Consider the following 25,714-nt stretch of genomic DNA (forward strand, 5'->3'; position numbering starts at 1 on the left):
TTCACCCCGCTACGCAGTCGCCCGCCCTCACCCCATCATCCGCCCGCGCAGGTTGAACAGGATCACCAGCGTTCCCGACACCATCAGCGCGATGATGAGCGCGGAAAAGAGAATTAGTTGCAGGTCGTGGCGCGACGAACGCTTGAGGCTGATGTGGAGGAAACAGCGGAACTGCACCACCATCTGGACGAGACCCAGCGCCAGTACGCTGCCGAAGATCGCGCGCGCACCGAACGACGGCCAGCGGACCATCGCGAAGGCCGCCACCGTCAGCACGAGCGAGAGGCCGTAGCCGACCGCATAGGTGCGCAGTTCGCGGGTCCGGTTGCTCATCCGATATTCCCTTGCAGATAGACGACCGAGAAGATCGCGATCCAGACGATGTCGAGCAGGTGCCAGAACAGCCCCAGCCGCAACAGGTTGATCCTTACGCGGGCATCGAGGCCGTACGCGCAGACCTGGGCGACCATCACCACCAGCCAGAAGCACGCGACCGCGACGTGCAGCCCGTGCAGCCCGACCAGCGCGAAGAACGACGACAGGAAGCCGCTGCGCATCGGATAGGCACCGTGCGCGAACATCGTCGCGAAGTCGTTCGCCTCGAGCGCGAGGAAGACGAGGCCGAGGCCGAGCGTCGCGCCGAGCCAGCCGAACAGCACGCGGCGCGGTTCGTCGTACTTCATCGCGATCGTCGCGCGGCCGAACGTCGCGCTGCTCGTCAGCAACAGCAGCGTCTCGACGAACGCGGGCAGCAGCTTGAATTCTGAGGCGGGCGTCGGGCCGCCGACGGTGCTGGCGATCATCGTGCCGTAGGTGGCGAACAGCAGCGCGAAGATCACCGCGTCGCTCATCAGGAATATCCAGAAGCCGAAGATCGCGTTCTCCGCCTTGTCCTGCGTCAGCGCGCCGGTGTCGCCGAGGTTAAGGCCGGCATGCGCCAGTTCGGGTTCGCTCACGCCACGATCTCCGCAAGGCCACGATTGACCGCGGCGGTCTCCAGTTGCCGCGGAATCGCGGGCGTCGCCCGGACGCGCGTCAGCCAGGCCTCATGCTCGCGCGCGACCTCCGCAGCGGGAATGGTCCGATGCTGGTCGCGACCGAAGCTGCGTAGCACGACCGCCGCGACGATCACCTGAAACGCGACGATCGTCAGCCCCCAGATCTCCCAGATCAGGCCGAACGCGGCAACCGCGGCGGCAAGCCCGATCACGACGCTGGTTGCGCTACCCCGCGGCACGACGATGTCCTCGTAAGCCCCTGGTGAGGCGTAAGGGTCTGGCTGGCCCTCGTCATGCTTGTGATCGTAGAACGGGTTGCGCCCGTCGATCAGCGGCAGGACCGCAAAGTTGTATTCGGGCGGCGGGGCGCTGACCGACCATTCGAGCCCACGGCCATCCCACGGGTCGCCCGCTTCCACGCATGTATTGGCACGGTCGCGGATGCTCACCCACAACTGGATGCCGAGCGACGTCAGTGCCGCCAACAGGACGAACGCGCCGACGCCGGCGACGTACAGCCAGGGCCGGAACGACGGTTCGAAGATCGCCTGCGTCCGCCGCGCCATCCCGCTCGCGCCGAGGACGTACAGCGGGAAGAAGGCGAGGTAGAAGCCGACCACCCAGCAAGTGAACGCGATCCGCCCCCAGCGCTCGTCGAGGCGGAAACCGAACGCCTTCGGGAACCAGTAATGATAGCCCGCCAGCATCCCGTACAGCAGCCCCGGGATCAGCATGTTGTGGAAATGCGCGACCAGGAACAGCGTGTTGTGGACGAGGTAATCGAGCGGCGGCATTGCCAGGATGATGCCGGTGAAGCCGCCCAGCACGAACGTCATCATGAACGCGAGCGCGTAGAGCATCGGCACGGTAAAGCGCACCTCGCCGCGAAACATCGTCCAGATCCAGTCGTAGATCTTCACGCCGGTCGGCACGCCGATCGTCATCGTCGCGATCCCGAACGCCGCGTTGACGTTGGCCGACTGCCCCATCGTGAAGAAATGATGGACCCACACGGTGAAGCTCAGCACCGCGATCGCCATCGTCGCGATCACCAGCGAGGTGTAGCCGTACAGATCCTTGGTCGAGAAGGTCGACACGACCTCCGAATACACGCCGAACGCGGGCAGGATAAGGATGTAGACCTCGGGATGACCGAACAGCCAGAACATGTTGGCGTAGTTCATCATGTTGCCACCAAGGTCGTTGGTGAAGAAATGGAACCCCAGATAGCGGTCGAGCGCGAGCAACAGCGTGGCGACGGTCAGCGGCGGCATCGCGAAGATCATCAGGATCGACGTGCACAGGCTGGTCCATGCGAACATCTGCATCCGCATGAACCGCATGCCCGGCGCGCGCAGCTTGTAGACGGTGCAGGCGATGTTGATCCCCGCCATCGTCGAGCCGATCGACCCCAATGTCACCGCCCAAATCCAGTAGTCGACCCCGACGCCGGGGCTGAACGCGCGCTCGGTATAGGGCGGGTAGCCGCTCCATCCGCCGGTCGAGAACTCGCCGACGACGAGGCTCGCCATCATGAGGCCGGCAGCGCCGATGGTGAGCCACAGCGCGATCGAATTGGCCCAGGGAAACGCCATGTCGCGCGCGCCGATCTGGAGCGGCAGGACATAGTTGATCATCCCCGTCAGGAACGGCATCGCCATGAAGAAGATCATGATCGAGCCGTGCGTCGAGAACAGCTGGCCGAAATGATCGGGCGAGAGGAAACCGGGGTTCTCGATCGCGACCGCCTGCTGCATCCGCATCAGCACCGCCTCGACCAGCGCGCGCGACAGCATCACGAACGCGACGACGATATACATGATGCCGATCTTCTTGTGATCGAGGCTGGTGAGCCAGTCGGTCCACAGATACCGCCACTTGCCATAACGCGTCAGCAGCGCCGCGACGACGACCGCGCCGACCACCACCAGCGCGCCCGCGAACGCGCCGATGATCTCGCTGATCGTCGGGTTCTCCCACGCGCGCACGAACGGCAAATCCTGCCAGCCGAACCGGCCGAGCACGGCGGGCCAGAGGGGAACGGAAACGGTCATCGAACGGCTTTCGGAGAAGAATGGGTCATGCCACCGGTCGCGGCGACAACGTGGTCGAAAAGGTGTGGCGTGACATGCGCGAACTCGACGGGATGCGTGATGATCGACCGCGCGGACAGCCGCCGCCACGTCTGCGCATCGAGCGTGCGCTTGCCGCCACGTGCAGCCGCCGCCCAGCGATCGTATTCCGCCGGCGACACCGCAACGACGTCGAACTTCTGCTGCTGGAAGCCGGCACCGTTATACTGCGTGTTCTCGCCGCGGAACCGTCCCGGCCGGTGCGCCTGGATATTCAATTCGGTCGTCATACCGCCCATCGCATAGATCTGCCCGGCGAGTTGCGGGATCAGCATCGACTGCATCACAGTGCCGCTGGTCAACTTGATATGCACCGGGCGCCCAGCGGGAATGGTCAGCCGATCGACCGACGCGACGCCGAGGTCGGGATAGACGAACACCCATTTCCAATCGAGCGCGATCGCCTGCACCTCGACCGGCGCCGCGCCCGGCAATCGCCGATACGGATCGTCGATCTGCGTCCAGTGCCACAGCAGCACGGCCAGCCCGATGACGATCCCGGCGGGCGGGATCCAGATCAGCCCTTCCACCCACCAGTTGAAATTCCATTTGGGCCGGTACGCGTCGCCGCGGTTGGACAGCCTGTAATGCCACGCGAACAGCGGCGTCAGCAGCAGCACCGGCCCGGCGACGAACATCAGCACGATCGATACGGTGACGAACAGGTCGCGCTCGTGCCCTGCCACCGGCCCCTGCGGGTTGAAGAACCCGTGCGACAGCGCCGTGCAACCCCCTAGACCCATCAGGATCGAGAGCGGCGCCAACCGCGATAGTCTCCACTTCAATCTAACGAACACCTGGCCCCCTTGTCGCACCACCCGCGCCCAGGAACGGTTTCGCGCCGGCTCCGTAAAGAAGCCGTCCCACAGCGTGATGCTCCAGGGTCCCCTTTGCCGCAACGCACGACTACCAGTACGGCTGCTCCTTAACAAAAACTTCATGCCGAAATCCGGTTTCCGCTCGATCATCAAATGCTCCGCGTGACACCGTCGTCACTTGCCCGCAGCAGTCGCTCCGATAGTCTTTGGCCTGGGATCGAGAGTCGGGATCGGGAGACGGGCATGCGCGGACGGGTTCGGTTGAGTGTGCTCGCGCTGTTGAGCCTGACGGCGGCTGGCCCGGCGGTGGCTGCGTGCAAGGTCAGCAAGATCGCCGAACTGCCCGTGACCCTCACCGGTCGCCGCGCGATGGTCGATGCGAAATTCGGCACGCGCGACACGCGGTTCATCGTCGATAGCGGCGCGTTCTACAGTACGGTGTCGCGCGCGTCGGCCGCGGAGTTCGGGCTGTCGAGCGAACCGGCTCCCCCCTGGTTCCGGCTGCGCGGCGTCAACGGCGACACCTCCGCAGCAGTCGCCAGCGCAAAGGATTTCTCGCTCGCCGGCCTGCCGATCCCGCGAGTGAGCTTCATCGTCGGCGGCAGCGATACGGGGACGGCCGGTCTGCTCGGCCAGAACATCCTCGGTCTCGCCGATGTCGAATATGACCTGCCGCATAGCACAGTGCGGCTGATGCGGGTCGATGGCTGCGGCAATGTCGGGCTCGCTTATTGGGCCGCGGGAAAACCTTTTTCGACGATCTCGCTCGAACGCGGCGGCACCGGACCGTTCAAGCCGCACACGATCGGCACCGTCCTGGTCAACGGCGTCAAGATGCGCGCGGTGTTCGATTCAGGCGCGCAGACCACCGTCATGACGCTTGCCGCGGCCAAGCGCGCAGGCATCACCCCGACCAGTCCGGGCGTGACCGCGGTCGGATTGAACTCGGGCATCGGCTCGAAGCAGCTCGCGACCTGGCGCGCTGCGTTCGATACGATCGACCTCGGCGGCGAGACCGTGCCGCACCCGAAATTCCAGATCGCCGACATCCGGATCGACGGCGACATGCTGATCGGGTTCGATTTCTTCCTGACGCACCGCATCTTCGTGTCGAACGCGAACCACCTGCTCTACATGACCTATGAAGGCGGCCCGGTCTTCGGGCTGACGCCAAGCGGCGCGCGTACCACCGCGGGCGAGAAGCTCGACCTGACCGACACCGCCGCCGTGCCGACCGATGCCGAGGGGTTCAGCCGACGCGCCGCGGTGTTCGTGTCGAAGCGCCGGATCGAGGAGGGGCTCGCCGATCTCGACAAGGCGGTGGCGATGGCGCCGACCGAAGGCCGCTACGTGTATCAGCGCGCGCAGGCCCGGCTCGCGCACGGCCAACTCCTGCTCGCTGCGGCCGACCTCGACAAGGCCGTGACGCTTATGCCCGACAACACCGACGTCCGCTTGCTGCGCGCACGCCTCCGCTTGATGAGCCGTGATCCGGATGGCGCGGGCGAAGATGCCAAGGTCGCCGATCGCGCGCTGCCGGCCGGGTCGGATCGCCGGCTCCAGCTTGCCGGCCTGTACGAAAATCTCGACCAGCCCGAGCTCGCAATCGTCAATTACGATGCCTGGTTGAAGATGCATCCCGAGGACGCCGCCCGCTCCACCGCGTTTAACGGCCGATGCTGGGCGCGCGCACTGCTGAACCGCGAGCTCGATCGTGCGATGTCCGACTGCAACACCGCCGTGAAGCTCCGCCCCGGCTATGCCGCCTACCTGGACAGCCGCGCGCTGGTGAACCTGCGCCTGGGCAAGCTCGACGCCGCGCTCGTCGACTATGACGCCGCGATCAAAGCCAACCCGCGCAACGCCTGGTCGCTCTACACCCGCGCGATCGCCGAACGACGCGCGGGCAAGACCGAAGCGGCGGACGCAGACCGCAAGGCCGCACTCGCGATCAACCCGAACGTCGCCAAACGCGCGGCGCGGTACGGGCTCGACGGCTGACCGGACGCCGACGTCTCCCTGCCTGCGCCCGGCGCGGCACATCTATCGCGGCTGGGATCCGAACGACGGCGGACGGTCCGCCTTGGCAGTGCCGAACGACGACGGCTTCGGTCCCATCGTGAACTCGAGTTCGCCGCCCTGCCCGATGTCGGCGTGCGTGATCCAGTTCCGTGTCCAGGGCTTGCCGTTCCAGCGGACCGACTGGACATAGGGGCTGGCCGGCGCATTGCCCTTCGCGACGACGCGCAACGTGCGGCCCTGGCCGAGATCGACCTGCGCCGCGTCGAACAGCGGCGAGCCGAAGACATAGACTCCGCTGACCGGATCGACAGGGTAGAAGCCGAGCGCCGACAGGATGAACCACGCGCTCATCTGGCCGCAATCGTCGTTGCCGATGACGCCGTCGGGCTCGGCCTTGTACATCTCGGTCAGCAGGCGACGGACCATCGCCTGCGTCTTCCACGGCGCGCCCGCATAGGCGTAGAGATAGGCGGCGTGCTGGTCCGGCTCGTTGCCGTGCGCATATTGCCCGACCAGCCCGGTGATGTCGGGCGGCGCGTTCTTGGGCAGCGTCGACGGCGCGGTGAACAGCGCGTCGAGCTTCGTCACGAACCCCGCATCGCCACCGAACAAACCGATCAGGCCGTAGACGTCGTGCTGGTTGAGGAACGTCGCCTGCCACCCGTTCGCCTCGGTATAGTCGCGCTGTTTCTCGGGCTTGTGGCCAAGCTGGATCGGATCGTAGTCGGCCCACCAGCTGCCATCGGCAAAGCGTGGCCGAGCGAAACCGATCTTGGGATCGATGACGTTGCGGTAGTTGAGGCTGCGCTTGCGCAGCGCGGCGGCGTCGGCCTTGGCGCCGGCCGCGTCGGCGAGCACCGCCATCGCCCAGTCGTCATAGGCATATTCCTGCGTGCGGCTGACCGACTCCCAGGTCTTGTCCGCGGGCACGAAACCGAGGTCGTAATAGAAGCCGCGGCCGAGCGTGCTGTCGATGTCGGGGAAATTGCGATCGAACGCACGGCTGCGGATCTGCGGCCACGCCGCGGCGTAATCCGCCTTGATCCCCTTGGCGCAGGCTTCGGCCAGCACCGACACCGAATGCCAGCCGATCATGCACGCGGTCTCGACGCCCTGGAGCGGCCAGACCGGCGATCCGGTCGGGCTCTGCACGGTCTGGCGGACGAGATCGCGGGTGAACTGCGCCGCCTTGTCGGGCTGGACGAGGGTGAGCAGCGGATGCAGCGCGCGGTAGGTGTCCCACATCGAATAGGTGCTGAACGCGGGTTCGGCGGCGGTCGTCTGGTGCACCTTGCGGTCGAGCCCGACATAGCGGCCGTCGCGGTCGGTGAAGAGCGTCGGCGACAGGAACGCGTGATACAGCGCGCTAGCCATGATCGTACGCTGTTCGGGCGTGCCGCCATCGACGCGGACGCGGTCGAGTTCGGTCTGCCACGTGCGCGCCGCCGAGCGCCGCACCGCATCGAACTGCCAGCCTGCCGCCTCGCCCTGAAGCGCGGCCTTGGCACCGGCGACGTCGACGGCGGATATGCCGGTCTTGATCAGGATCGGCGCGCCGCCCGCCTGGTCGAAGAACAACGCGACCTTCAGGCGGTTGCCGGTGACGCCCTTCGCACCCGCCGGTGCAGGCGCGTCGTCGTCGCCGAAGAACTGGACGCGGTCGGGTTTGCGCGAGAGCTGCATCGCGAAATGGATGCGCCGGCCCTTCGCCCAGCGGTGGACGCGGCGGCTGCCCGTCAGCATCCCGTCAGCGGACAGCGCCAGCGAGGCCTCGTCGATCAACGTACCCTTGTCCCAGACGTCGAGGATCATGTGCGCGAAGTCGACCAGGATGTGGCCGGGCCCCTGCGGGAAGGTGTAGCGGTGGTGGCCGGTCCGCTCGGTCACGGTGAGTTCCGCGAACACGCCCGATTCGAGCTTCACACGGTAATAGCCGGGCTCGGCGAGTTCGTCGGTGAAACGCTGGCGATACCCCTGTTCGGGTTTGCCGAGTGCACCGGGCTTCAGCTGCAACGCCCCGCGCGTCGGCACGACCAGCACGTCGAGCATGTCGCCGATCCCGGTGCCCGACAGATGCGTGTGACTGAAGCCCATGATCGAGCCATCGTCCTGGTGATAACCCGAGCACGCATCCCAGCGGCTGTTGTCGGTATCGGGGCCAAGCTGGACCATCCCGAACGGCAGCGATGGGCCGGGATAGGTATGGCCGTGCCCGCCGGTGCCGACGAACAGATCGGGCTTGCCCGCGACCGGCGCCTGCGCCGCCGCGGCGTTGGTGACGGGCAACGCGGCGGCGAGGCCCGCGAGCCCGGTGCCGGCGAGCACCTGGCGGCGGTTGGCGGTGGTCATGTGTATCTCCCGGAATTCATATCAGTAGCGGGCGGCCAGCAAGGCAGGCTTGCGGCGCTCGAGGTCGAGGATCAGCTCGCCGAACAATCCATTGGCCCAGGCGAACCAGCTGCGCGTGAACTTAGCCGGATCGTCCTTGTTGAAGGATTCGTGCATGAACCCGGTGCCGCCATGCGTCGTCTTCAGCCAAGCAAGACACTGGCGGATCACGGCGTCGTCATCGCTGTTCATCGCATGCGTGATGATCGACATCGGCCAGATCATGTCGAGCCCGATATGCGGCCCGCCGATCCCGCGCGCGGCGGTACCGGTGAAGAAATACGGGTTCCGATCGCTCCACGCGAGCGCGGCGGTGCGGCGGAACAGCGGGTCGCTGCGATCCGCCGCGCCGAGCAGCGGCAGGCCCGACAGGCTCGGCACGTTGGCGTCGTCCATGAAGATCGCGTTGCCGAAGCCGTCGACCTCGTACGCCCAGACCTCGCCGCCCTGCCCGTCCGGCATCCTGCCATGCGCGCGGAGTGCCGCCTCGACTTCGGTCGCCAGCGCCTCGCTGTCGGTCGCGCCCGCCATATCGCCGCGGGCCTCGCGCTGGACCGTCGCCAGCATGCGCAGCGCCGACACCGCGAACAGGTTCGACGAGATCAGGAACGGATAGAGGCACGCATCGTCTGACGGGCGGAACATCGAATGGATCAGGCCGACCTTCCGCGTCGGCGCGCCGTAACCCTCGAACATCAGCGTCTCGGTCGGCGAGACGTTCAAGCGCTGGAAATGATACGGGCCCTTGCCGTCCTTGCGCTGCTGTTCGCGGAAGGTCGCGACCGCGCGGCGCATCGCCTTTGCCCAGAGATCGTCGAACGGCGCCTTGTCGCGCGTCGCGGTCCAATAGCCGTGCGCGAGCCGCATCGGATAGCAGAGCGAGTCGATCTCCCACTTCCGCTCGGCGACGCCCGGTTTCATGTCGGTCTGGTCGGTCCGCGCGCCGAGGTTCGACTTGGCGGTCGGATCCTCCATGAACGCGTTGGCATAAGGGTCGATCAGGATGCAGCGCGCCTGCCGCGCGATCAGCCCGGTGAAGACGCGGCGCAGGCCGGCATCCTTCGGCGCGAGGTGCACATAGGTCTGCATCTGCGCCGAACTGTCGCGCAGCCACAGCGCCTCGATATCGCCGGTGATGACGAACGCGTCGGGCTTGCCGTCGACCGTGCCGATCTTGACCGTGGTGTCGAGCGTGTTCGGATAGCAATTCTCGAACAGCCAGGCGAGTTCGGGGTCGGCGATCTTGGCCTTCACGCGCGCGATCTCGGCCTCGACCGCGGGGCTGACGAAGCGGCGCTGGCCGCGTGGCGGTCGCTTGCTCACGAGTGACGCCGCGGCGGAGGCAGCGCGCGGCACGCTCGCGGTGACGGCCAGCGCGGCGGCGCCCGTCATCACGTCGCGTCGACGAAGGCGCATTCCGGTCTCCATGGTCATCGTCCCGCCACCGGTGCGCTCATCGAGAACGGCGCATCGGCCTTTGCCGCACCCCAGGCGGTGTTCGGCGTCGGCCCCATCACGAACCGCAGCGTGCCGCCCTGCTGCAACGCCGCGCGCGTCAGCCAGGGCTTGTCGTGCGGGGTGCCATTGAAGCTCGCCGACTGGATGTAGACATTGCCGGGGCCGTTGTTCGCCGCCTCGATCGTCAACGTCTTGCCGCTCGGCATCGTCAGCTTCACGGTCTGGAACAGCGGGCTGCCGATCGCATATTGCCCGACCGCAGGCGTGACCGGGTAGAAGCCGAGCGCGGAAAACACGTACCATGCCGAGGTCTGGCCGTTGTCCTCGTCGCCTGGATAGCCGTCCGGCGCGGGCGAGTAGAGCTTCTTCATCACGTCTCGGACGTGATATTGCGTCTTCCACGGTGCCCCGGCCCAGTCGTAGAGATAGGTCATGTGCTGGATCGGCTGGTTGCCGTGCGCATATTGCCCCATGTCGACGATCTGCATCTCGCGGATCTCGTGAATGGTCTGCCCGTAATAGCTGTCGTCGAAGATCGGCGGCGTGGTGAAGATCGAATCGAGCCGCTTCACGAACGCCTCGCGCCCACCCATCAGGTCGGCGAGCCCCTGCACGTCCTGCATCACCGACCAGCTATAGTGCAGCGCATTCCCCTCGGTGAAAGCGTCGCCCCATTTGTACGGGCTGAACGGCGTCGACCAGCTGCCATTCTTGTTACGACCGCGCATCCAGCCGCTCTGCGTGTCGTAGAGCCTGCGGTAATTCTGCGCACGCGTGGCGTAGAGCTTGGCTTCCTCGGTCTTGCCCAGTGCCGTCGCGAGTCGCGAGATCGAGAAGTCCGCGGTGGCGTATTCGAGCGTGCGCGCGGCATTCTCGTTGATGCCGACGTCATACGGCACATAACCGAGCCGGTTATAATATTCGACGCCCTCGCGCCCGACCGCGCCGACGACCTTGCCCTTCTTGTCGACCGGGCGGCCCTGCGACGTCGTCGCGTTCTTGACCATCGCCTCATAGAGCGTCTCGACGTCGAACCCGCGCACGCCGTTCAGATACGCGTCGGCGATCAGGTTCGCCGAGTTCGATCCGATCATCACGTCGCGGTGGCCGGGACTGGCCCATTCGGGCAGCCAGCCGGACTCCTTGTAGGTGTTGACCAGCCCCTGCATGATCTCGCTGTCGCGCTCGGGATACATCAGCGCGAAGAACGGGAAGACCGCGCGCCACGTGTCCCAGAAACCGTTGTCGGTGTAGAGGAAGCCCGGGTGCACCTTGCCGTCATACGGGCTGTAGTGGACGGTCTGGCCCTTGGCATCGACCTCGTGGAACATCCGCGGGAACTGCAGCATGCGGTACAGCGCCGAGTAGAAGATCCGGCGGTTGTCGAGATTGGGATCGGTGACCTGGACGCGGTCGAACTCGCGCTGCCAGATCGCCTTCGCCTTGGTCTTGGTCTGATCGAACCCGTCGCCGCCGATCTCGCCGCGCAGGTTTCGCTCGGCCTGTTCCAGGCTGATGAACGACGAGGCGACCTTGACGCCGACCTGCTCGCCCTTGCGCGTCTTGAAGCTGACGACCGCGCCGACATGATCGCCCTCGCGCGTCGGCGTCGCGCTGACCTGGCCCTTGCCGTCCCAGGTCTGGCTGACGGTGAAGTCGTGGTCGAATTCGGCGACGAAGTAATTGTGGAAATTGTCGGGCACGCCGCCGTGGTTGTTGCGGACATAGCCGGTGATGCGGCGCTTGGCCTTATCGATCGAGACCATCGAGCCGCCGGCATAGCCGTCGAGGATGATGTGCGCGTCGTTGCTCTGCGGGAAGGTGAAGCGGAACTGTGCGGCGCGGTTGGTCGGCGCGACCTCCGCGGTCACGTCGTAATCGGCGAGATAGACCTTGTAGCTGTACGGCCGGCTATCCTCCGCCTTGTGGCTGTACCAGGACGCGCGCTCGTCCTCCTTCACCTTCAGCGCACCGGTCGTCGCCATCAGCGAGAACGCAGCGTAGTCGTTCATCCAGGGACTGGGCTGGTGCGTCTGCTTGATGCCGTTGATCTTGTTCGCGTCGTAGGTGTAGCCCCAGCCGCTGGTCGTCTTGCCGGTGACCGGCGTCCAGAAGTTCATTCCCCACGGCACCGCCACCGCGGGATAGGTATTGCCGTAGGACAAAGTGTAGTCGGAATCGGTCCCCATCAGCGGGTTGACCAGATCGACCGAAGGCTGATCCTGCGGCTGCATCGCGCCGTTGGAAGTAGCTTGAGCCAGAATCGGCGCGGGCGCGACGAGCGCAAGCGACGCGACCGCCGCTACCGTGCCGCGCAAATTGGCGATCGCCCTGTTTCTCACATCGCTCTCCCTGTATTTCGTGTCGGCTTCTGCACGCCAATCGGTCGCGGCTTCACGCCCGCATCGGTCATCACCACCGGCTCGATCCGACCATCGGCGGCAAAGACCATCCTGTCGATCGCGATCTGCCGGTGTTCGCCGCGATCGGTGTCGAGCGGACGGCGGTGATACGCGATGTACCAGTCGTCGGTGCCGGGGGCGTTGACCACCGAATGATGCCCCGCCCCGCGCGCGATGCGCAGGTCCTGCGACAGGATCTTGCCGCGCGGCGTGAACGGCCCGGTCGGTCCCGGCCCGGTCGCATAGGCGACGCTATAGTCCGGCCCCGTCCAGCCGCCCTCCGACCACATCAGGTAATAGACGCCCCTGCGCTCGATCATGAACGAGCCCTCGACATAGCCGGGCGGTGTCACTTCCTTGTAGGTCGAGCCATCGGCGAACGGCAGGATGCGCTTGAGGTCGGGGCTGAGCCGGACGACGTTGCAATGCTTCCAGCCGCCGTAGAACAAAAAGACCTGGCCATCGTGATCGCGAAACGCGAACGGGTCGATCGGTTGCGCACCGTTGTGGAACGCGCCGACTAGCGGCTTGCCGATCGCGTCCTTGAACGGACCACCGGGCTGGTCGCTGACCGCGAGGCCGATCCCGCCAAGCTCCGCATCGCTCTGGATGTCGTTCGCGCTGAAGAACATGAAATAGCGATCGTTCGCCTGGATCACCGATGGCGCCCAGATCGCATAGGCCGCCCACGCTGCGTTCCGCACGTCGAACACGTGGTCGTGCTTGGTCCAGTGCACCAGGTCGGATGACGAGAACGCGTTGAAGAAGGTCTGCATCCCGTAGGACGGACGGACCGTCTTGCGTTGCCGCGCTAATTTCTGCGCGGCCGAGAAGCGGCTGGTGACGTCGGGCTTGCCGTAGTGATCCGAATAGGTCGGATAGATCCAGTAGCGGCCGGCGAACACGCGGATCTCGGGGTCGGCGTACCAGCCGGGCACGATCGGGTTCGACGCACTCGCGAGCCCGCACATCATCAGCGCGGACGCGGTCAGCGCGATCCGAACCCCGCGCCGACCGCGCGTTTCGCCCACATGCGGTGACGCGACGCCGCGAGAAAAGGGAGGGTAGCGCCGCGAAGGCGCCACCCGACAGACAAGCCGATCAAACCAGGTCATCAGAAGTTGAACGACACGCCCACATAGGCCCGCCGCCCGAAGTAATTCCGGTAGGTGAAGCGATCCTTCGTATCATTGCCGAGATGGCGGCTTTCCTCGGCCTTGGTGAGGTTGATCACCGAGGCGGTGAGGTTCAGCCGGTCGGTCAGCGCGTATGCCGCGTTGAGATCGACCTGTGCATACGGATCGGTGTATTCGTTCAGGCCCGACTGCAACCCGCCGACGACTTCGCCCCGCCGGTTGTACGAGGCACGCATCAGCACCTTGCCGTGTTCGTAGAAGACCGAGGCGTTGACCTGCGTCTTGGCGCTGCCGACCAAGGCGGACGAACCGACTTTCTGCCCGTCGAGCGTCACGTCCGCCACCGAGGTGTCGTTGTAGGTGAAGTTGACCTGCGCGCCGAGACCGAAGGGCAGCGTGTGCTGCGCATACAGCTCGACACCCTGCGAGCGTGCGTTCGACCCGTTCGCGACGGTCGAGTACGGCTGGATCAGCTGCTGCGTTCCGTTGACGTCGCGCGTGACGTTGAGGACCAGCGGGACGACGAAATCGGAGACGTCCTTGCGGAAGAAGGTCGCGCCGAGCACCGAACCGCGGTGGAAATACCATTCGATGCCAAGGTCGTATTGCCATGCCGAGAACGGGTTCAGGTCCGAATTGCCGCCGCTGCCCGACCAGCCGGCAAACTCGCCGAACTGGCCGCGATCGAACGCATAGGCATCCGAGCGGAAGGTGAGCGACCGCTGCGACCCCAGGTTCTCGAACGATGGCCGCGCGATCACCTTCGCGACCGCGCCGCGAACGAGCAGATTGGGCGTGACGTCGTACGACACGTTGAAGCTTGGCAGCCAGTCCGTGTACGTCTTCGACTGGTCGGCACGCGTGTTGACGATCGTCTCGCGCACGCTGAGCGGCAGCACCTGGCAGTTGCCATCGGGGCCGAGCGGACGGTTGGGATCGGCCGCCCCGCCGGGGCCGTTGACGCAATAGTCGTTGAGATATTGCAGTCGGTCGGAGGTATTGCCCGACTGTTTCGTGTTCGCCATGCGGAGGCCGACGTTACCGCGAAGACCACCGGTCCCGAAGTTTACCTGCGCATAGCCGGCGAAGACCCGCTCCCCCAGCGCATAGACGAAGTCGGGTTCGTACACCCGCACCGCCTGGCCGTAGGTCGAATTCAGATACTTTAGATATTCGTCGAAATTGATGCCCGGCACGACGTTGGCGTTGAAGCCGCCGTTGATGTTGCCGATCTGGTTCGCGTAGAAGAATTCGGGCCGCGCGACGGCGCCAGCGGCGGTATCCTGATAGCGGAGCAACGTCGCCGGATCGGCATACCAGTCATTGCGGCCGGTCTCGCGGCCGATCTTCAGGTCGCGCCACTTGCCGCCGATCTGCACCGACTTCAGGAAGCCGTCGAACCGTCGCGTCAGGTCGAGCTGCGCATAACGCTGGCCGAGATCGCTGTTGACGAAGCTCGAGTTGGTCGAGCCCACGTCGATCTGCGCGATCCCGTTGCGGATGTTGTTCTGCAGCTCGGGCGAGAACTCGAAGTTGGCGATGCCGTCAGAGATGTTCCAGTTGCTGACCAGATTGCCGTTCTGCTCCCGGCCGGGCGTCGTCAGGCGCGGCTTGGCGGCAACGCTGAAGCGCACCGACGGGCCACCACTCGACTTGGTCTTGCCCAGTTTCAGGACGGCGTCGAAGCGGTCCTGGCTATATTTGACCTCGGTCTCGAAGGTGTTCGAAACCTGCTTCTCGCGGCTGTACGTGCCGGCGATCTGCGGCGTCTCCATCGTGCACGGGGTCGGGCGCGCGAGACAGCCCGTCCCCGCCGCCGGCACCGCAAAGTTCGCCGACTGGAAGATCGTGCCGCTCTTGTCGAACGTCGCGCCGGTGAAGAAGTCGTTATAGCCCCATTCCGGGATCTTCAGCACGTTCGAGGTAAAGTTGCTGCTATAGCCGAACCGGAAATAGTTCGCGGTGACCGTGACCGACTCGAACGGCTTGAACTGTGCGGTCGCCTGGATCCCGTACCGCTCGCGCTCCTGGTCGAAGACTTCGGCGTTGACCGACTGCGGCGCCCAATAGCCCGAATAATGCGTGCCATCGCGCGCGGTCGTACCCTGGCCCGGCCAGTAGGAAATCGCGTCGTTGTTCTCGAACGCCTTGCCGTTGACGTCGGTCGCGGGCTTGAGGACGTTGCCCTGCGCGTCGCGGTCGCTCCACCACAGCCAGCTCTCGGACGAACTGCGCAGTTCGCGGTTGGTGCGCTTCTGCCAGACGCCGCCGACCAGCAGGCCGAACGTCTCCTCCTTGTTCTTCCACGAGACCTGCCCGCCAAGCTGCGGTTCGTATTTCTCGGTGGTGTCCGAATACGTCCCTTCGGCGGAGACGAAGCCCGACCACGCCGGCACGTCGAACGGCCGCCGCGTGTTGAGGATGATGGTGCCGCCGACGCCGCCTTCCTCAAGCCGCGCTTCGGGCGACTTATAGACCTCGGTGCTGGCGATGAAGGTCGACGGCAGCAGGACGTAGTTGAACGACCGCTGCGGCTCGCCGCTGTCGGCGCCGGCGAGGAAATTGCCGTTGAGCAAGGTGAGCGTCAGGCCAGACTGAAGGCCGCGGATGCTGACCCGGCTGCCCTCGCCGCCGTCGCGGGTGATGACCACGCCCGGCACGCGCTGCAACGCATCGGCGACGTTCTTGTCGGGGAACTTGCCGACGTCCTCGGCGGTGATCACGTCGACGAACGCGTTCGCCTCGCGCTTCTGGGTGAGGCTCTTCTCGATCGAACGCCGATACCCGGTAACGACGATGTCGCCGGTGTCCTGCGCCGACCCATCCGGCTGTGTCGTGCCGGCGGCTTGCCCGGACTCCGCCGTAGCGGTCGAGGCGGGCTGCGCCTGGTCGGACGGCGTCGCGCTCTGAGGAGGCGCAGGGGAAGGCGCGGCCTGTTGAGCCTGCGCCGCACCGGCCAACGCAGCAGTAAGACTGACCGTGGCCAACAGGAACGACAACGGACGATGGCGACGCGCCACGATCGAGCATGATTCTATGCTTGCGGTCATCAGACTTTCCTCTTCCTCGTGAGGATGCCTGCGCCCCCTCACTTACCCCTGCGAATAGCGCGCCTGCCCACCGTTTTCGGTTGGGCTGTCCGATTGAATCGGATCCTGTCGGCGTGCAGTCTCGACCCGTCTATTTGCCAATTGTAAAAGCAAATTGTCAAATAGATTGTTGCGCTAGTTTCGGGCCGTTGTGGACGTAACTCGCCGAATACTCTTTGACGGGACGATAGTCTGAGCGAAGACGCCGCAACGATTCACGTCGGCCTTCGCGTAGTCGCACACGAACGACGACAGCAGCCCGCGCTCCGCAACGCCAAGCGCACGGAGTCCCTTCATGCCAGGATAGCGGTACCGAAACCGATTACCGGCGTCAGTCGGCTGCCGCGCCGGAATCCTTCCAGAGCGCAGCGGCCTTGGGCAGCAGGAAATGACTGAACGGCAGGATCGCCGCGCCGACCGCCGGCGCATCCTCCGACAGCGCGGCACGGCGGACCGGCGCGATCGCGGGCGCATCGGTCGCGTCCCGGATCAACGCGTTGACCCGCTCCGCCACCCGTTCCACCAATCGGCTCGGCAGGCGCCCGCCGATCAGGATCACCGCCGGATCGATCAGGCAGTTGATCGCGTCGAGGGGCGTGCAGAGCGTGTGCGCCGCCCTCTCCACCCATTCCTCCAGGCAGCGCTCGATGTCTGGCGCCCAGTCGGCCTGATGCAGCACCTGCCCGATCTCAAATCCCGAATTCTCCAGATGCTCGGCAAGTCCGGATAGCGATACCAGTTTCTGCACGGTCTCGCGTCCCCGCTTGCCGCCGCCGGCCGCCATGAAACCCAGTTCGCCGCTACGCCCGTGCGTGCCGCGAACATACGCGCCATCCGCAACGAAGCCGCCGCCCAGCCCCGACGACACGAGGATGTAGAAGAAACTGCTGTAATTCTGTCCGAAGCCGAGCTGCATCTCGCCCATCGCGGCGGCGGCAGCATCGTTCTCGACGAACACCGGCAGCGACAGCGGCTTGTCGAACAGCGTCGCCATGTCGATTCCGTCCCACGCCGCATAGGCCGCCGGACGGCCCGGCATCGCAACCAGCGCGAGGTCGTCGGGACGCGCGACGCCGATGCCGACCAGCTTGGTGGGATCGATCTTCGCGCTTTTCAGCATCGCGCGGACCGAGCGCCGAAATAGATCGCGGACGTCGTCGGGCAGCGCAAAGCTGATCTCGATCGACTTGCGCGCGAGGATCTGCGCGAGGAAATCGACCAGCACGATCGTGATATGGTCGCGGTCGATATTGACGCCGATCGAATAGCACGCATCGGCCCGGACGACGAGTTTGGTCGGCGGCTGACCACGTCCACCGCGACGCTGCCCCGCCTCCTCGATCATGCCTTCCTGCAACAGCCGCCGCGTGATGTTCGCGATCGCCGGCCCGGTCAGCCCGGTGATCCGCGCAAGGTCGATCCGCGTCAGCGATCCGCCGAGGCGAATCGCATGCAGCGTCACGCGCTGGTTGTGGTCGGCGGCGCGCTCGAGGTTGGTCCCCGACAGACGCGGCGGCGTTTGAAGAGTCATGCGGACCGATAATCCAGGTTCGAGAACAGAAGACGAAGCCGCACTGCGCTGCAACATAGCGACTTCAGCGTCGGTGACGAAGTGATCCCGCGATTGCGAAGGCTTGGCAAGCGCACACTATTGGCGTTCAGTGAACGCGCGGCATATCGGCCCGGTCTGAAGACCATCTTCTGCATCCCCCCGTTTCCAAACTGTTCGTTTGAATTATCCAATTTGATGTTCTAATCCACTTCTGCGGTTGCGCAAGAGCTGGCGATGAAGCCAGTCTGGCGACCGAACGAATAGAGGGGATGTGCGCGACATGGTTCACCTGGCACCCGGCAAGCTCCCCCGCCTATTTCCCTCCGAACGGGTGACCTCGATGTCCATCTTCACGCGATCGTGCCTCGTGGGCACGCTGTTCACCACGATCCTCGCCGGCCCCGCCTTCGCGCAGGATGCCGCCAAACCGAGCGATGCGGTCGATCCGTTCATCGGCACCGGCGGCGAGGGCCACACCTTCCCAGGCGCAGTCGCTCCGTTCGGCATGGTGCAGTTGTCGCCGGATACCGATACCTCCTGCGTGATCCGTACCTGCTACGGCCATGCTGCCGGCTATCGCTACGACGATCCGACGATCGAGGGGTTCAGCCACACGCATTTCTCGGGCGCGGGACATTCCGATCTCGGCGACATCCTCGTCATGCCGGTATCGGGCGACGCCGTGTCGATGGACCCCGGCACGCCCGCCGCACCCGGCTATCGCTCGCGCTTTTCCCACGCCAGCGAAGTCGCCAAGCCTGGCTATTATGCCGTTACGCTCGACGGGCCCGGCGTACGCGCGGAAATGACCGCCGGCACCCGGATCGGCGTGCATCGCTACAGCTTTCCCAAGGGCAAGGCCGCGCACCTCGTCGTCGATCTTCGGTCGTCGCTGTATAATTATCCCGGCAAGATCCTGTGGTCGGGACTGCATTTGCGGGACGACGGCGTGCTCACCGGTTTCCGCGAGACGCGCGGCTGGGCGCCCGGGCGCAAGCTCTACTTCGCGATGCGGTTCTCGGCGCCGCTGGTCGGCCACGCGCTGGTCAACCGCGAGAAGGATATCCCCTACAAGGGGTTCCAGGGCCCAGGCCGCGGCAGCGATGCGCTGGCGGAGAAGCTCGGTCAGGCACTGGAAGCGCGGCTCGATTTCGGTCCGCTCGACGCACCACTGGAGGTGAAGGTCGGGATCTCCGGCGTCGACGAAGCCGGCGCGCTCGCCAATCTCGACAGCGAGCCCGGCGGCTTCGACGCCGTCCGCGCCAAGACTGGAGGCGATTGGGATACCGCACTCGGCGCGGTCAAGTTCGAGGCGCCCGCACCGATGCGCCGCATCTTCGCGACCGCGCTTTACCACAGCTTGCTCGCCCCGAGCGTGTGGAGCGACAGCGACGGGCGCTACCGCGGCCCCGACGATCAGGTGCACCTGGCCACCGGCTTCACCGTCCGCTCGACCTTTTCCCTCTGGGACACGTTCCGCGCCGAACACCCGCTGCTGACGCTGATCCAGCCGGAAAAGACCAATTCCGACATCGTCCGCTCGCTGATCGCCAGCCAGCAGCACAGCCCCGACGGCATCCTCCCGGTCTGGCAGTTCGCCGGGCGCGAGACGTGGACGATGATTGGTTATCACGCGGTCCCCGTTATCGCCGACGCGTATCTTAAAGGCATCGGCGGCTTCGATGCGGACGCCGCATTGCAGGCGATGGTCGCGAGCGCCGACCACGCGTCCTACGGCGGGCTCGGCGAGTATATCCAGCGCGGCTACGTCCCGATCGACAAGGAGCCGGAGGCCGCATCGAAGACCGTCGAATACGCCTATGATGACTGGACGATTGCGCGAATGGCGCGGCGGATGGGCAAGACCGCCATCGCCGAGCGGTTCGAGAAGCGCGCGGGCAATTGGCGCAACAGCTTCGACGCGAAGTCCGGCTGGCTGCGCGCAAGGCTCGCGAACGGAACGTTCCGCACCCCCTTCGATCCGACCGCGATCAACTACGGCTCCGATTATACCGAGGGCAATGCGTGGCAATATAGCTGGTTCGTCCCGCAGGATCAGGCGGGGCTGTTCCGGCTACTCGGCGGCGACGCGAAGACCGTCAAGAAGCTCGACGCGATGTTCGACTTCGACAATTCGAAGGTCGATTACAGCCACGCGGAGGATATCGCCGGGCTGATCGGCCAGTACATTCACGGTAACGAACCGAGCCACCACGTCGCCTATCTCTATAATTACGCCGGTGCACCGTGGCGGACGCAGGAGCGGCTCGGCCAGATCGTGCGGAGCCAGTATGGCGCCAAGCCGGAGGGGCTGAGCGGCAACGACGATCTCGGCCAGATGTCCGCATGGCTCGTCTTCACCGCGCTCGGTTTCTACCCGGTCGCGCCGGGATCGAACGAATATGTCATCGGCCGCCCGTTCCTCTCGCAGGCGACGCTCGCGCTGCCCGGCGGCAAGCAGTTCGCGATCCGGACGGACAATCTGTCGGACGCCAACCCCTATATCCGCTCCGTCACGCTCAACGGCACGCCCCTCACTCGCAGCTATCTGCGCGACGACGAGATCCGCCAGGGTGGCGAACTCCGCTTCGTGATGGCCGCAAAACCGAACAAGCTCTGGGGCAAGGGCGCGAAGGCCCGCCCGTTCTCGTCCTCGACCGCGCCACCGACCATGCCGCGCCACTAAAGACTGTCAGACCGATTGCCCCCGCGCCCCGGTTGCGCCTAGCTTCGCCCCAACGCTTCCGGAGTCCGTCGCAAATGACCGCAAAGTTCGTCCTGCTCGCCTCGATCGCCCTCGCCACCACCGCAATCGCGCAGGACAAGACCGCGCCGGTCGGCGGCGACATCCCCGCCAAGTTCGTGCCGCCGACCGCCGCGCAGGATTACGTGAAGCGCGAGGTGATGATCCCGATGCGCGACGGGACCAAGCTGTACACCGTCATCGTCTATCCCAAGGGCGTCGCGAACGCGCCGATCGTCCTGACCCGCACGCCGTACAACGCCAAAGGGCGGGCGAACCGTTCCGATAGCGCGAGCATCCTCGCCACGCTGCCGCTCGCCGACGAGATGTTCGTCAAGGCGGGCTATATCCGCGTCTATCAGGACATTCGTGGTAAGTACGGCTCGGAGGGCGAGTATGTCGTCACCCGTCCGGTGATCGGTCCGCTCAACCCGACCAACGTCGATCACGTCACCGACGCGTACGACACGATCGACTGGCTGGTGAACAAGGCGAACCTGCCGGAATCGAACGGCCGCGTCGGCATGATCGGCTCGTCCTACGAGGGCTTCACGGTCGCGATGGCGCTGCTCGCTCCACACCCCGCGCTGAAGGTCGCCGCGCCCGAGAGCCCGATGATCGACGGCTGGATGGGCGACGACTGGTTCCACTATGGCGCCTTCCGCCTCGCCAACATCGCATGGCTCGGCAGCCAGACCGGCTACAAGGGCGCGGGCAAGGCACCGCCGACCGGCGGCTATGACGATTACGACAATTTCCGCGAGGTCGGCTCGGCCGGCGACTGGGCGAAGAAGTCCGGCTACGATCAATTGCCCTATTGGCAGCGGATGGTGTCGCACCCCGCCTATGACGGCTTCTGGCAAGGCCAGGCGCTCGACAAGCTGCTCGCCGCCAACCCGTCGAACGTGCCGACGATCTGGGAACAGGGGCTGTGGGACCAGGAGGACATGTACGGCGCGATCACCGCTTGGGAGGCGTTGAAGGCCAAGGGCAAGCTCGGCAACAACCACCTCGTGATGGGTCCGTGGCGGCACAGCCAGATCAACCGCGAGGGCCGCAGCCTCGGGCCGTTCCAGTGGAATGGCGACACCGCGCAGCAATTCCGCGAGGATATGCTGCTCCCCTATTTCAATCAGTATCTGAAGGACGGCCCACCCACCGCGCTGCCCGCCGCGGCGATCTACAACACCGGCGAGAATCACTGGGACAAGTTCGCGACGTGGCCGCTCGCGTGCGAGACCGGATGCACCTCGCCGCTCAAGCCGATTTACCTGCAGGAGGGCGGCGCGCTCGGCTTCAGCAAGGCGACGACCGGCGGTGACAGCTATGTCTCCGATCCGTCGAAGCCCGTCCCGCACCTACCCCGCCCGGTGAACTTCGGCGACGGCCGCTGGGGCGACTGGCTGGTCAGCGATCAGCGCGGCGTCGACGGCCGGCCCGACGTGATGACCTACACCACTGAGGCGCTGACCACGCCGGTGCGCGTGTCTGGCGCGCCGATCGCCGACATCTTTGCGAAGACGACCGGCACCGACGGCGATTTCGTCGTCAAGGTGATCGACGTCTACCCGGCCGAGAACGCGACCGATCCCAAGATGGGCGGCTACGAACTGCCGATCAGCCTCGACATCTTCCGCGGCCGCTATCGCCAGAGCTTCGCCAAGCCGACCGCGATTCCCGCGGGCAAGGTGCAGGAATACAAGTTCCGCCTGCCGACCGTGAACCACGTGTTCCAGCCGGGCCACAAGATCATGATCCAGGTCCAGTCGAGCCTGTTCCCGCTCTACGATCGCAACCCGCAGACGTTCGTCCCCAACATCTTCCTCGCAAAGAAAGCGGACTATAAGCCGGCAACGGTGACGATCGTCCGCGGCGGCGCATCGGCGAGCGCGGTCTGGTTGCCGGTCGTCCCGCTCGATCAGTCCGCGGCAATGGCCAAGTAATCGATCGAACCAAGCCGACATAAAGACGACGTCGTCGCCCGGCCAACTCGGCCGCGGCGGCGTCCCCGCAGCGTCATTACCCCCTGACGCCAGACTGATCATACTACCGCATCGCCTAGTCGTTTCCGATCACGCGCGGCCGCCTGCAATTTCGTACTGAAGGCGCAGGTTACCAAGGGCAATGCGATGACGAAGGTTCAAGACGACAGCCACTTTCCCGCCGTCGACGACGACGATTCGACCTATTTTCAGCGTCGAGCCGAGTGGCATGAAGGCCGCGCCGAGGTCGCCGAGGATTCGAGCACGCGGTCGCTGCACCTGCGGTTCGCTCGGCTCTATGCGGCGCGCGTGACGTCCTGATATGGTACATTACAGCTAGTATTCTTACACAAAACTACCAGGAACCAAGAGGTTACCGGTAGGTTTATGCGTCCAGTCCCGTCGCGATACCCCGCGTGCGGCAAGATACTGGAGCTGCTCACATGAAGCGCATGACGTCCGCCACCGGGGCCCTGGCCCTGATGGCGTCCATTGCCGGTTGCGCCGCGCCCGCGACGCGCATCTCGACCGGGCTCCAGCGCTACGGGCTCGATCAATCGCGCTCCGATTGCGTCGGCGGTCGGCTTCAGGCGAACCTCTCGCTCGGCCAGTTGCAGCGTCTGGGCAAGGCCGCCGCGGCGTACCGCCAGGGCGACACCACGCCCGGCGTGCTCACCCCGTCCGATCTCATCCGCGTCGCCTCCGAGCTCCGCGATCCGAAGATCGCGCTCGAAGTTGGCAAGGCCGCCGCGGGCTGCGGCGTGCTGCCGTAACGCGGCCCCTCTCCACCCAATTCCAAAACGTAAGGATCTGATATGAACAAGGACGAATTCCAGGGCGGCGCCCGCTATGTCGGCGGCAAGGTCGAGAAGGCTGTTGGCGACACCGTAAACAGCCGCGACTGGCAGGTCGACGGCGTCGTCGACCAGGTCGCCGGCGGCGCACAGAACCTCTACGGCCGCGCCAAGTCGGCGATCGAGGACGCCGTCGACGGTGCCCCCGAACTCGCCGACAAGATCGGCAGCGAAGCGCGCGAAGCCGGCGATCGTGCCGCCGACGCCGCTCGTCGCGCCGCCTCGACCGCACAGGCATCGGCCAAGGATGCCCCCGTCCTTTGGGCACTCGGCGCCGCTGCGGTCGGCTACGGCCTTGCCTGGCTCGTCCACGGCAATCGCGACTGATCGCATGACCGTGGCGCCGCCTCTCAAGTCGCTTCGTGACTCCCCCGATCTGCGCCACCTGCGCCAGATCATCGCGGGGCTGGACGAAGGCGTCATCCTCGTCGATCCCGATCAGGACATCCTGTGGGCCAATACGGCCGCACTCGGGATGCACGGGGTCGACTCGGTCGAGGATCTCGGCACCACGGTCGACGATTACCGCCAGCGTTTCCAGCTGCGCTACCGCAACAACCACAAGCTCAACGACGCCGATTACCCGATCGAACGCGTCGTCTCGGGCGAGGCGTTCTCGGAAGTGGTGGTCGAGGTCGCGGTCGCTGGCGAGGACGAACCCCGCTGGGTGCATCAGGTGCGCAGCCTCGTCCTAACCAACGACGACGACGAACCCGAATGCCTCGTCATGATCATCCAGGACGTCTCTGCACAGTTCGAGGCCGAGGATCGCTTCGAACAGTCGTTCAACGCGAACCCGGCGCCTGCGGTCATCTGTCGCCTGTGCGATCTTCGCTTCGTGAAGGTCAACCAGGGTTTCATCGACATGACCGGCCACGACCGCGAGGCCGTCCTGTCGCGCACGGTCTACGATATCGACGTCCTCGAACGCGGCGAAAAGCGTGATCTCGGCAAGGAACGCCTCGCAAAGGGCCGCACCATCCCGCAGATGGAGGCGGAGCTCAGCCTTCCCGACGGCTCGACCAAGCTCGTGATCGTCGCCGGCCAGCCGATCGACATGGGCGATCAGCCCTGCATGCTGTTCACCTTCGCAGACCTCGAACCGCGCCGGAAAGCCGAGACGCAGCTGCGCCATAGCGAAGAGCGCTTCATGCGGACCTTCTCGCTCGCCCCCGTCGCGCTCGCGATCGGCGCGCGCGACGGTCACCGGCTGTGCGACGTCAACGAGGCCTTCACCAGCCTCACCGGTTATTCCTCGGCGGAGATCATCGGTCGCCCGCTCGGCGACGTCGACCTGTGGGAAACGCCCGCGCTGCGCCATGCGATCGAGGCCGATATCGACGCCGGCCTCCCGATCCGCGACCGCGAAGTCCGCATCCGCGGCAAGGACGGCGACATCATCGACTGCATCGTCTCGACCGAGCCGATCCAGCTCGACGACGAAGCCTGCGTGTTGTGGGCAATGCGCGACATCAGCACGCGCAAAGCGTCCGAGCGCGAACTGGTCAACGCGATCGAGGCGGTGATGAAGGACACGAGCTGGCTCAGCCGGTCGATCATGGAAAAGCTTGCGCGGATCCGCACGCCGAACGCCGAGCCGGTCGGCGTCGGGCTCGACGAACTGACGCAGCGCGAGCGCGAGGTGTTGGCGCTGATCTGTCGCGGGCTCGACGACAAGTCGATCGCGCGCACGCTCGACGTTTCCAGCAACACCGTGCGCAACCATGTCGCGCGGATCTATTCGAAGATCGGCGTCAACCGTCGCAACGCCGCCGCCGCCTGGGCGCGCGCGCGTGGCTTTGACGGCGATTCCATCCCGCACGCGCTCCACCTCAAGGCGCCCTCGAAGGAGATCGCCGCATGACGCGCGACAAGGACAAGCCGGACCAGGACGACGCCCGCACCCGCCAGGCGAAGGGCTCTATCCAGGAGGCGATCGGCAAGATCATCGGCAATGCCGCGATCGAGCAGCGCGGCTCGCAGGAAAGCGAAGCCGGCGCACGCCAAGCCAAGGCCGACGAAGCCTCGAAGGCTGGCAAAGGCTCGAAAGCCAGAACCGCGAAGGCTGACAAACAGATCGACACACCCATCGATAGGCACGGCAAAGACTGACGCCGTTCCTCGAATATCGTGAATAACA

18 protein-coding genes are annotated in these 25,714 nt (G+C 65.5%); 8 read left to right on the forward strand and 10 right to left on the reverse strand.

What is annotated here, in order from left to right; translation table 11 throughout:
• Positions 1-27: 27 nt before the first annotated feature.
• The 4 genes from C8J39_RS13795 to C8J39_RS13810 are packed head-to-tail and all read right to left on the reverse strand — an operon-like array spanning position 28 to position 3,927.
• Positions 28-333 (reverse strand): cytochrome o ubiquinol/quinol oxidase subunit IV, encoded by a 306-nt coding sequence (locus C8J39_RS13795; RefSeq protein WP_120301003.1) that lies wholly within the window; start codon positions 331-333, stop codon positions 28-30.
• Entirely contained in the window at positions 330-956 is a 627-nt protein-coding gene (locus tag C8J39_RS13800; protein WP_120301004.1) for a cytochrome c oxidase subunit 3, read from the reverse strand. Before C8J39_RS13800 ends, C8J39_RS13795 begins: the two co-directional genes overlap by 4 nt.
• Positions 953-3,052 carry a cbb3-type cytochrome c oxidase subunit I gene (locus C8J39_RS13805; protein ID WP_120301005.1) on the reverse strand — a complete coding sequence of 700 codons (2,100 nt, stop codon included), beginning with the start codon at positions 3,050-3,052 and terminating at the stop codon, positions 953-955. The genes C8J39_RS13800 and C8J39_RS13805 overlap by 4 nt, the downstream gene beginning before the upstream one ends.
• Positions 3,049-3,927 carry a ubiquinol oxidase subunit II gene (locus C8J39_RS13810; RefSeq protein WP_120301006.1) on the reverse strand — a complete coding sequence of 293 codons (879 nt, stop codon included), beginning with the start codon at positions 3,925-3,927 and terminating at the stop codon, positions 3,049-3,051. Before C8J39_RS13810 ends, C8J39_RS13805 begins: the two co-directional genes overlap by 4 nt.
• Positions 3,928-4,191: 264 nt before the next feature.
• Between C8J39_RS13810 and C8J39_RS13815 the strand changes: the two genes are divergently transcribed.
• A complete protein-coding gene (locus C8J39_RS13815) occupies positions 4,192-5,949 on the forward strand; it encodes an aspartyl protease family protein (RefSeq protein ID WP_120301007.1) in 1,758 nt (585 codons plus the stop codon).
• Between the two features lie 42 nt (positions 5,950-5,991).
• On the opposite strand, the gene C8J39_RS13820 is transcribed toward C8J39_RS13815, so the two are convergent.
• From C8J39_RS13820 to C8J39_RS13845, 6 genes are all read right to left on the reverse strand, one after another.
• Complete coding sequence (locus C8J39_RS13820; RefSeq protein WP_120301008.1) at positions 5,992-8,319, reverse strand: GH92 family glycosyl hydrolase; 2,328 nt, start codon at positions 8,317-8,319, stop codon at positions 5,992-5,994.
• 21 nt (positions 8,320-8,340) lie between these two features.
• The gene (locus C8J39_RS13825; protein WP_120301213.1) at positions 8,341-9,774 is read right to left on the reverse strand and encodes a glycoside hydrolase family 125 protein; all 1,434 of its coding nucleotides are present in this window, start codon (positions 9,772-9,774) and stop codon (positions 8,341-8,343) included.
• A gap of 14 nt (positions 9,775-9,788) precedes the next feature.
• Positions 9,789-12,050, reverse strand: coding sequence for a GH92 family glycosyl hydrolase (locus C8J39_RS13830; protein ID WP_183038014.1), 2,262 nt, complete (start codon positions 12,048-12,050; stop codon positions 9,789-9,791).
• Positions 12,051-12,154: 104 nt separating this feature from the next.
• Positions 12,155-13,333, reverse strand: coding sequence for a glycoside hydrolase family 43 protein (locus C8J39_RS13835; RefSeq protein ID WP_243650107.1), 1,179 nt, complete (start codon positions 13,331-13,333; stop codon positions 12,155-12,157).
• Positions 13,333-16,404 (reverse strand): TonB-dependent receptor, encoded by a 3,072-nt coding sequence (locus tag C8J39_RS13840; RefSeq protein ID WP_120301010.1) that lies wholly within the window; start codon positions 16,402-16,404, stop codon positions 13,333-13,335. Before C8J39_RS13840 ends, C8J39_RS13835 begins: the two co-directional genes overlap by 1 nt.
• A gap of 370 nt (positions 16,405-16,774) precedes the next feature.
• On the reverse strand, positions 16,775-17,974 hold the full coding sequence (locus tag C8J39_RS13845; protein ID WP_120301011.1) for an ROK family transcriptional regulator: 1,200 nt from the start codon (positions 17,972-17,974) through the stop codon (positions 16,775-16,777).
• A gap of 361 nt (positions 17,975-18,335) precedes the next feature.
• Between C8J39_RS13845 and C8J39_RS13850 the strand changes: the two genes are divergently transcribed.
• From C8J39_RS13850 to C8J39_RS13875, 7 genes are all read left to right on the forward strand, one after another.
• The gene (locus C8J39_RS13850; RefSeq protein WP_120301215.1) at positions 18,336-20,681 is read left to right on the forward strand and encodes a GH92 family glycosyl hydrolase; all 2,346 of its coding nucleotides are present in this window, start codon (positions 18,336-18,338) and stop codon (positions 20,679-20,681) included.
• A gap of 74 nt (positions 20,682-20,755) precedes the next feature.
• Entirely contained in the window at positions 20,756-22,681 is a 1,926-nt protein-coding gene (locus tag C8J39_RS13855; RefSeq protein ID WP_120301012.1) for a CocE/NonD family hydrolase, read from the forward strand.
• A gap of 186 nt (positions 22,682-22,867) precedes the next feature.
• On the forward strand, positions 22,868-23,041 hold the full coding sequence (locus C8J39_RS18825; protein ID WP_165895244.1) for a hypothetical protein: 174 nt from the start codon (positions 22,868-22,870) through the stop codon (positions 23,039-23,041).
• Positions 23,042-23,163: 122 nt separating this feature from the next.
• Complete coding sequence (locus C8J39_RS13860) at positions 23,164-23,493, forward strand: hypothetical protein (RefSeq protein ID WP_120301013.1); 330 nt, start codon at positions 23,164-23,166, stop codon at positions 23,491-23,493.
• 42 nt (positions 23,494-23,535) lie between these two features.
• The gene (locus C8J39_RS13865) at positions 23,536-23,901 is read left to right on the forward strand and encodes a CsbD family protein (RefSeq protein WP_120301014.1); all 366 of its coding nucleotides are present in this window, start codon (positions 23,536-23,538) and stop codon (positions 23,899-23,901) included.
• A gap of 4 nt (positions 23,902-23,905) precedes the next feature.
• Positions 23,906-25,438 (forward strand): PAS domain S-box protein, encoded by a 1,533-nt coding sequence (locus C8J39_RS13870; protein WP_120301015.1) that lies wholly within the window; start codon positions 23,906-23,908, stop codon positions 25,436-25,438.
• A complete protein-coding gene (locus C8J39_RS13875; protein ID WP_120301016.1) occupies positions 25,435-25,686 on the forward strand; it encodes a hypothetical protein in 252 nt (83 codons plus the stop codon). The genes C8J39_RS13870 and C8J39_RS13875 overlap by 4 nt, the downstream gene beginning before the upstream one ends.
• Positions 25,687-25,714 lie beyond the last annotated feature (28 nt).

The sequence above is a fragment of the Sphingomonas sp. PP-CC-1A-547 genome (assembly GCF_003610375.1).
Lineage (GTDB): Bacteria > Pseudomonadota > Alphaproteobacteria > Sphingomonadales > Sphingomonadaceae > Sphingomonas.

Bases quoted from the DNA above. Each gene is read 5' to 3' on its own strand.
- C8J39_RS13840 (WP_120301010.1), bottom strand. From the start codon at position 16,404: ATGACCGCAAGCATAGAATCATGCTCGATCGTGGCGCGTCGCCATCGT.
- C8J39_RS13825 (WP_120301213.1), bottom strand. From the start codon at position 9,774: ATGCGCCTTCGTCGACGCGACGTGATGACGGGCGCCGCCGCGCTGGCC.
- C8J39_RS13865 (WP_120301014.1), top strand. From the start codon at position 23,536: ATGAACAAGGACGAATTCCAGGGCGGCGCCCGCTATGTCGGCGGCAAG.
- C8J39_RS13835 (WP_243650107.1), bottom strand. From the start codon at position 13,333: ATGACCTGGTTTGATCGGCTTGTCTGTCGGGTGGCGCCTTCGCGGCGC.
- C8J39_RS13815 (WP_120301007.1), top strand. From the start codon at position 4,192: ATGCGCGGACGGGTTCGGTTGAGTGTGCTCGCGCTGTTGAGCCTGACG.
- C8J39_RS13820 (WP_120301008.1), bottom strand. From the start codon at position 8,319: ATGACCACCGCCAACCGCCGCCAGGTGCTCGCCGGCACCGGGCTCGCG.
- C8J39_RS13845 (WP_120301011.1), bottom strand. From the start codon at position 17,974: ATGACTCTTCAAACGCCGCCGCGTCTGTCGGGGACCAACCTCGAGCGC.
- C8J39_RS13795 (WP_120301003.1), bottom strand. From the start codon at position 333: ATGAGCAACCGGACCCGCGAACTGCGCACCTATGCGGTCGGCTACGGC.
- C8J39_RS13805 (WP_120301005.1), bottom strand. From the start codon at position 3,052: ATGACCGTTTCCGTTCCCCTCTGGCCCGCCGTGCTCGGCCGGTTCGGC.
- C8J39_RS13860 (WP_120301013.1), top strand. From the start codon at position 23,164: ATGAAGCGCATGACGTCCGCCACCGGGGCCCTGGCCCTGATGGCGTCC.
- C8J39_RS13875 (WP_120301016.1), top strand. From the start codon at position 25,435: ATGACGCGCGACAAGGACAAGCCGGACCAGGACGACGCCCGCACCCGC.
- C8J39_RS13830 (WP_183038014.1), bottom strand. From the start codon at position 12,050: ATGCAGCCGCAGGATCAGCCTTCGGTCGATCTGGTCAACCCGCTGATG.
- C8J39_RS13850 (WP_120301215.1), top strand. From the start codon at position 18,336: ATGTCCATCTTCACGCGATCGTGCCTCGTGGGCACGCTGTTCACCACG.
- C8J39_RS13855 (WP_120301012.1), top strand. From the start codon at position 20,756: ATGACCGCAAAGTTCGTCCTGCTCGCCTCGATCGCCCTCGCCACCACC.
- C8J39_RS13870 (WP_120301015.1), top strand. From the start codon at position 23,906: ATGACCGTGGCGCCGCCTCTCAAGTCGCTTCGTGACTCCCCCGATCTG.
- C8J39_RS18825 (WP_165895244.1), top strand. From the start codon at position 22,868: ATGACGAAGGTTCAAGACGACAGCCACTTTCCCGCCGTCGACGACGAC.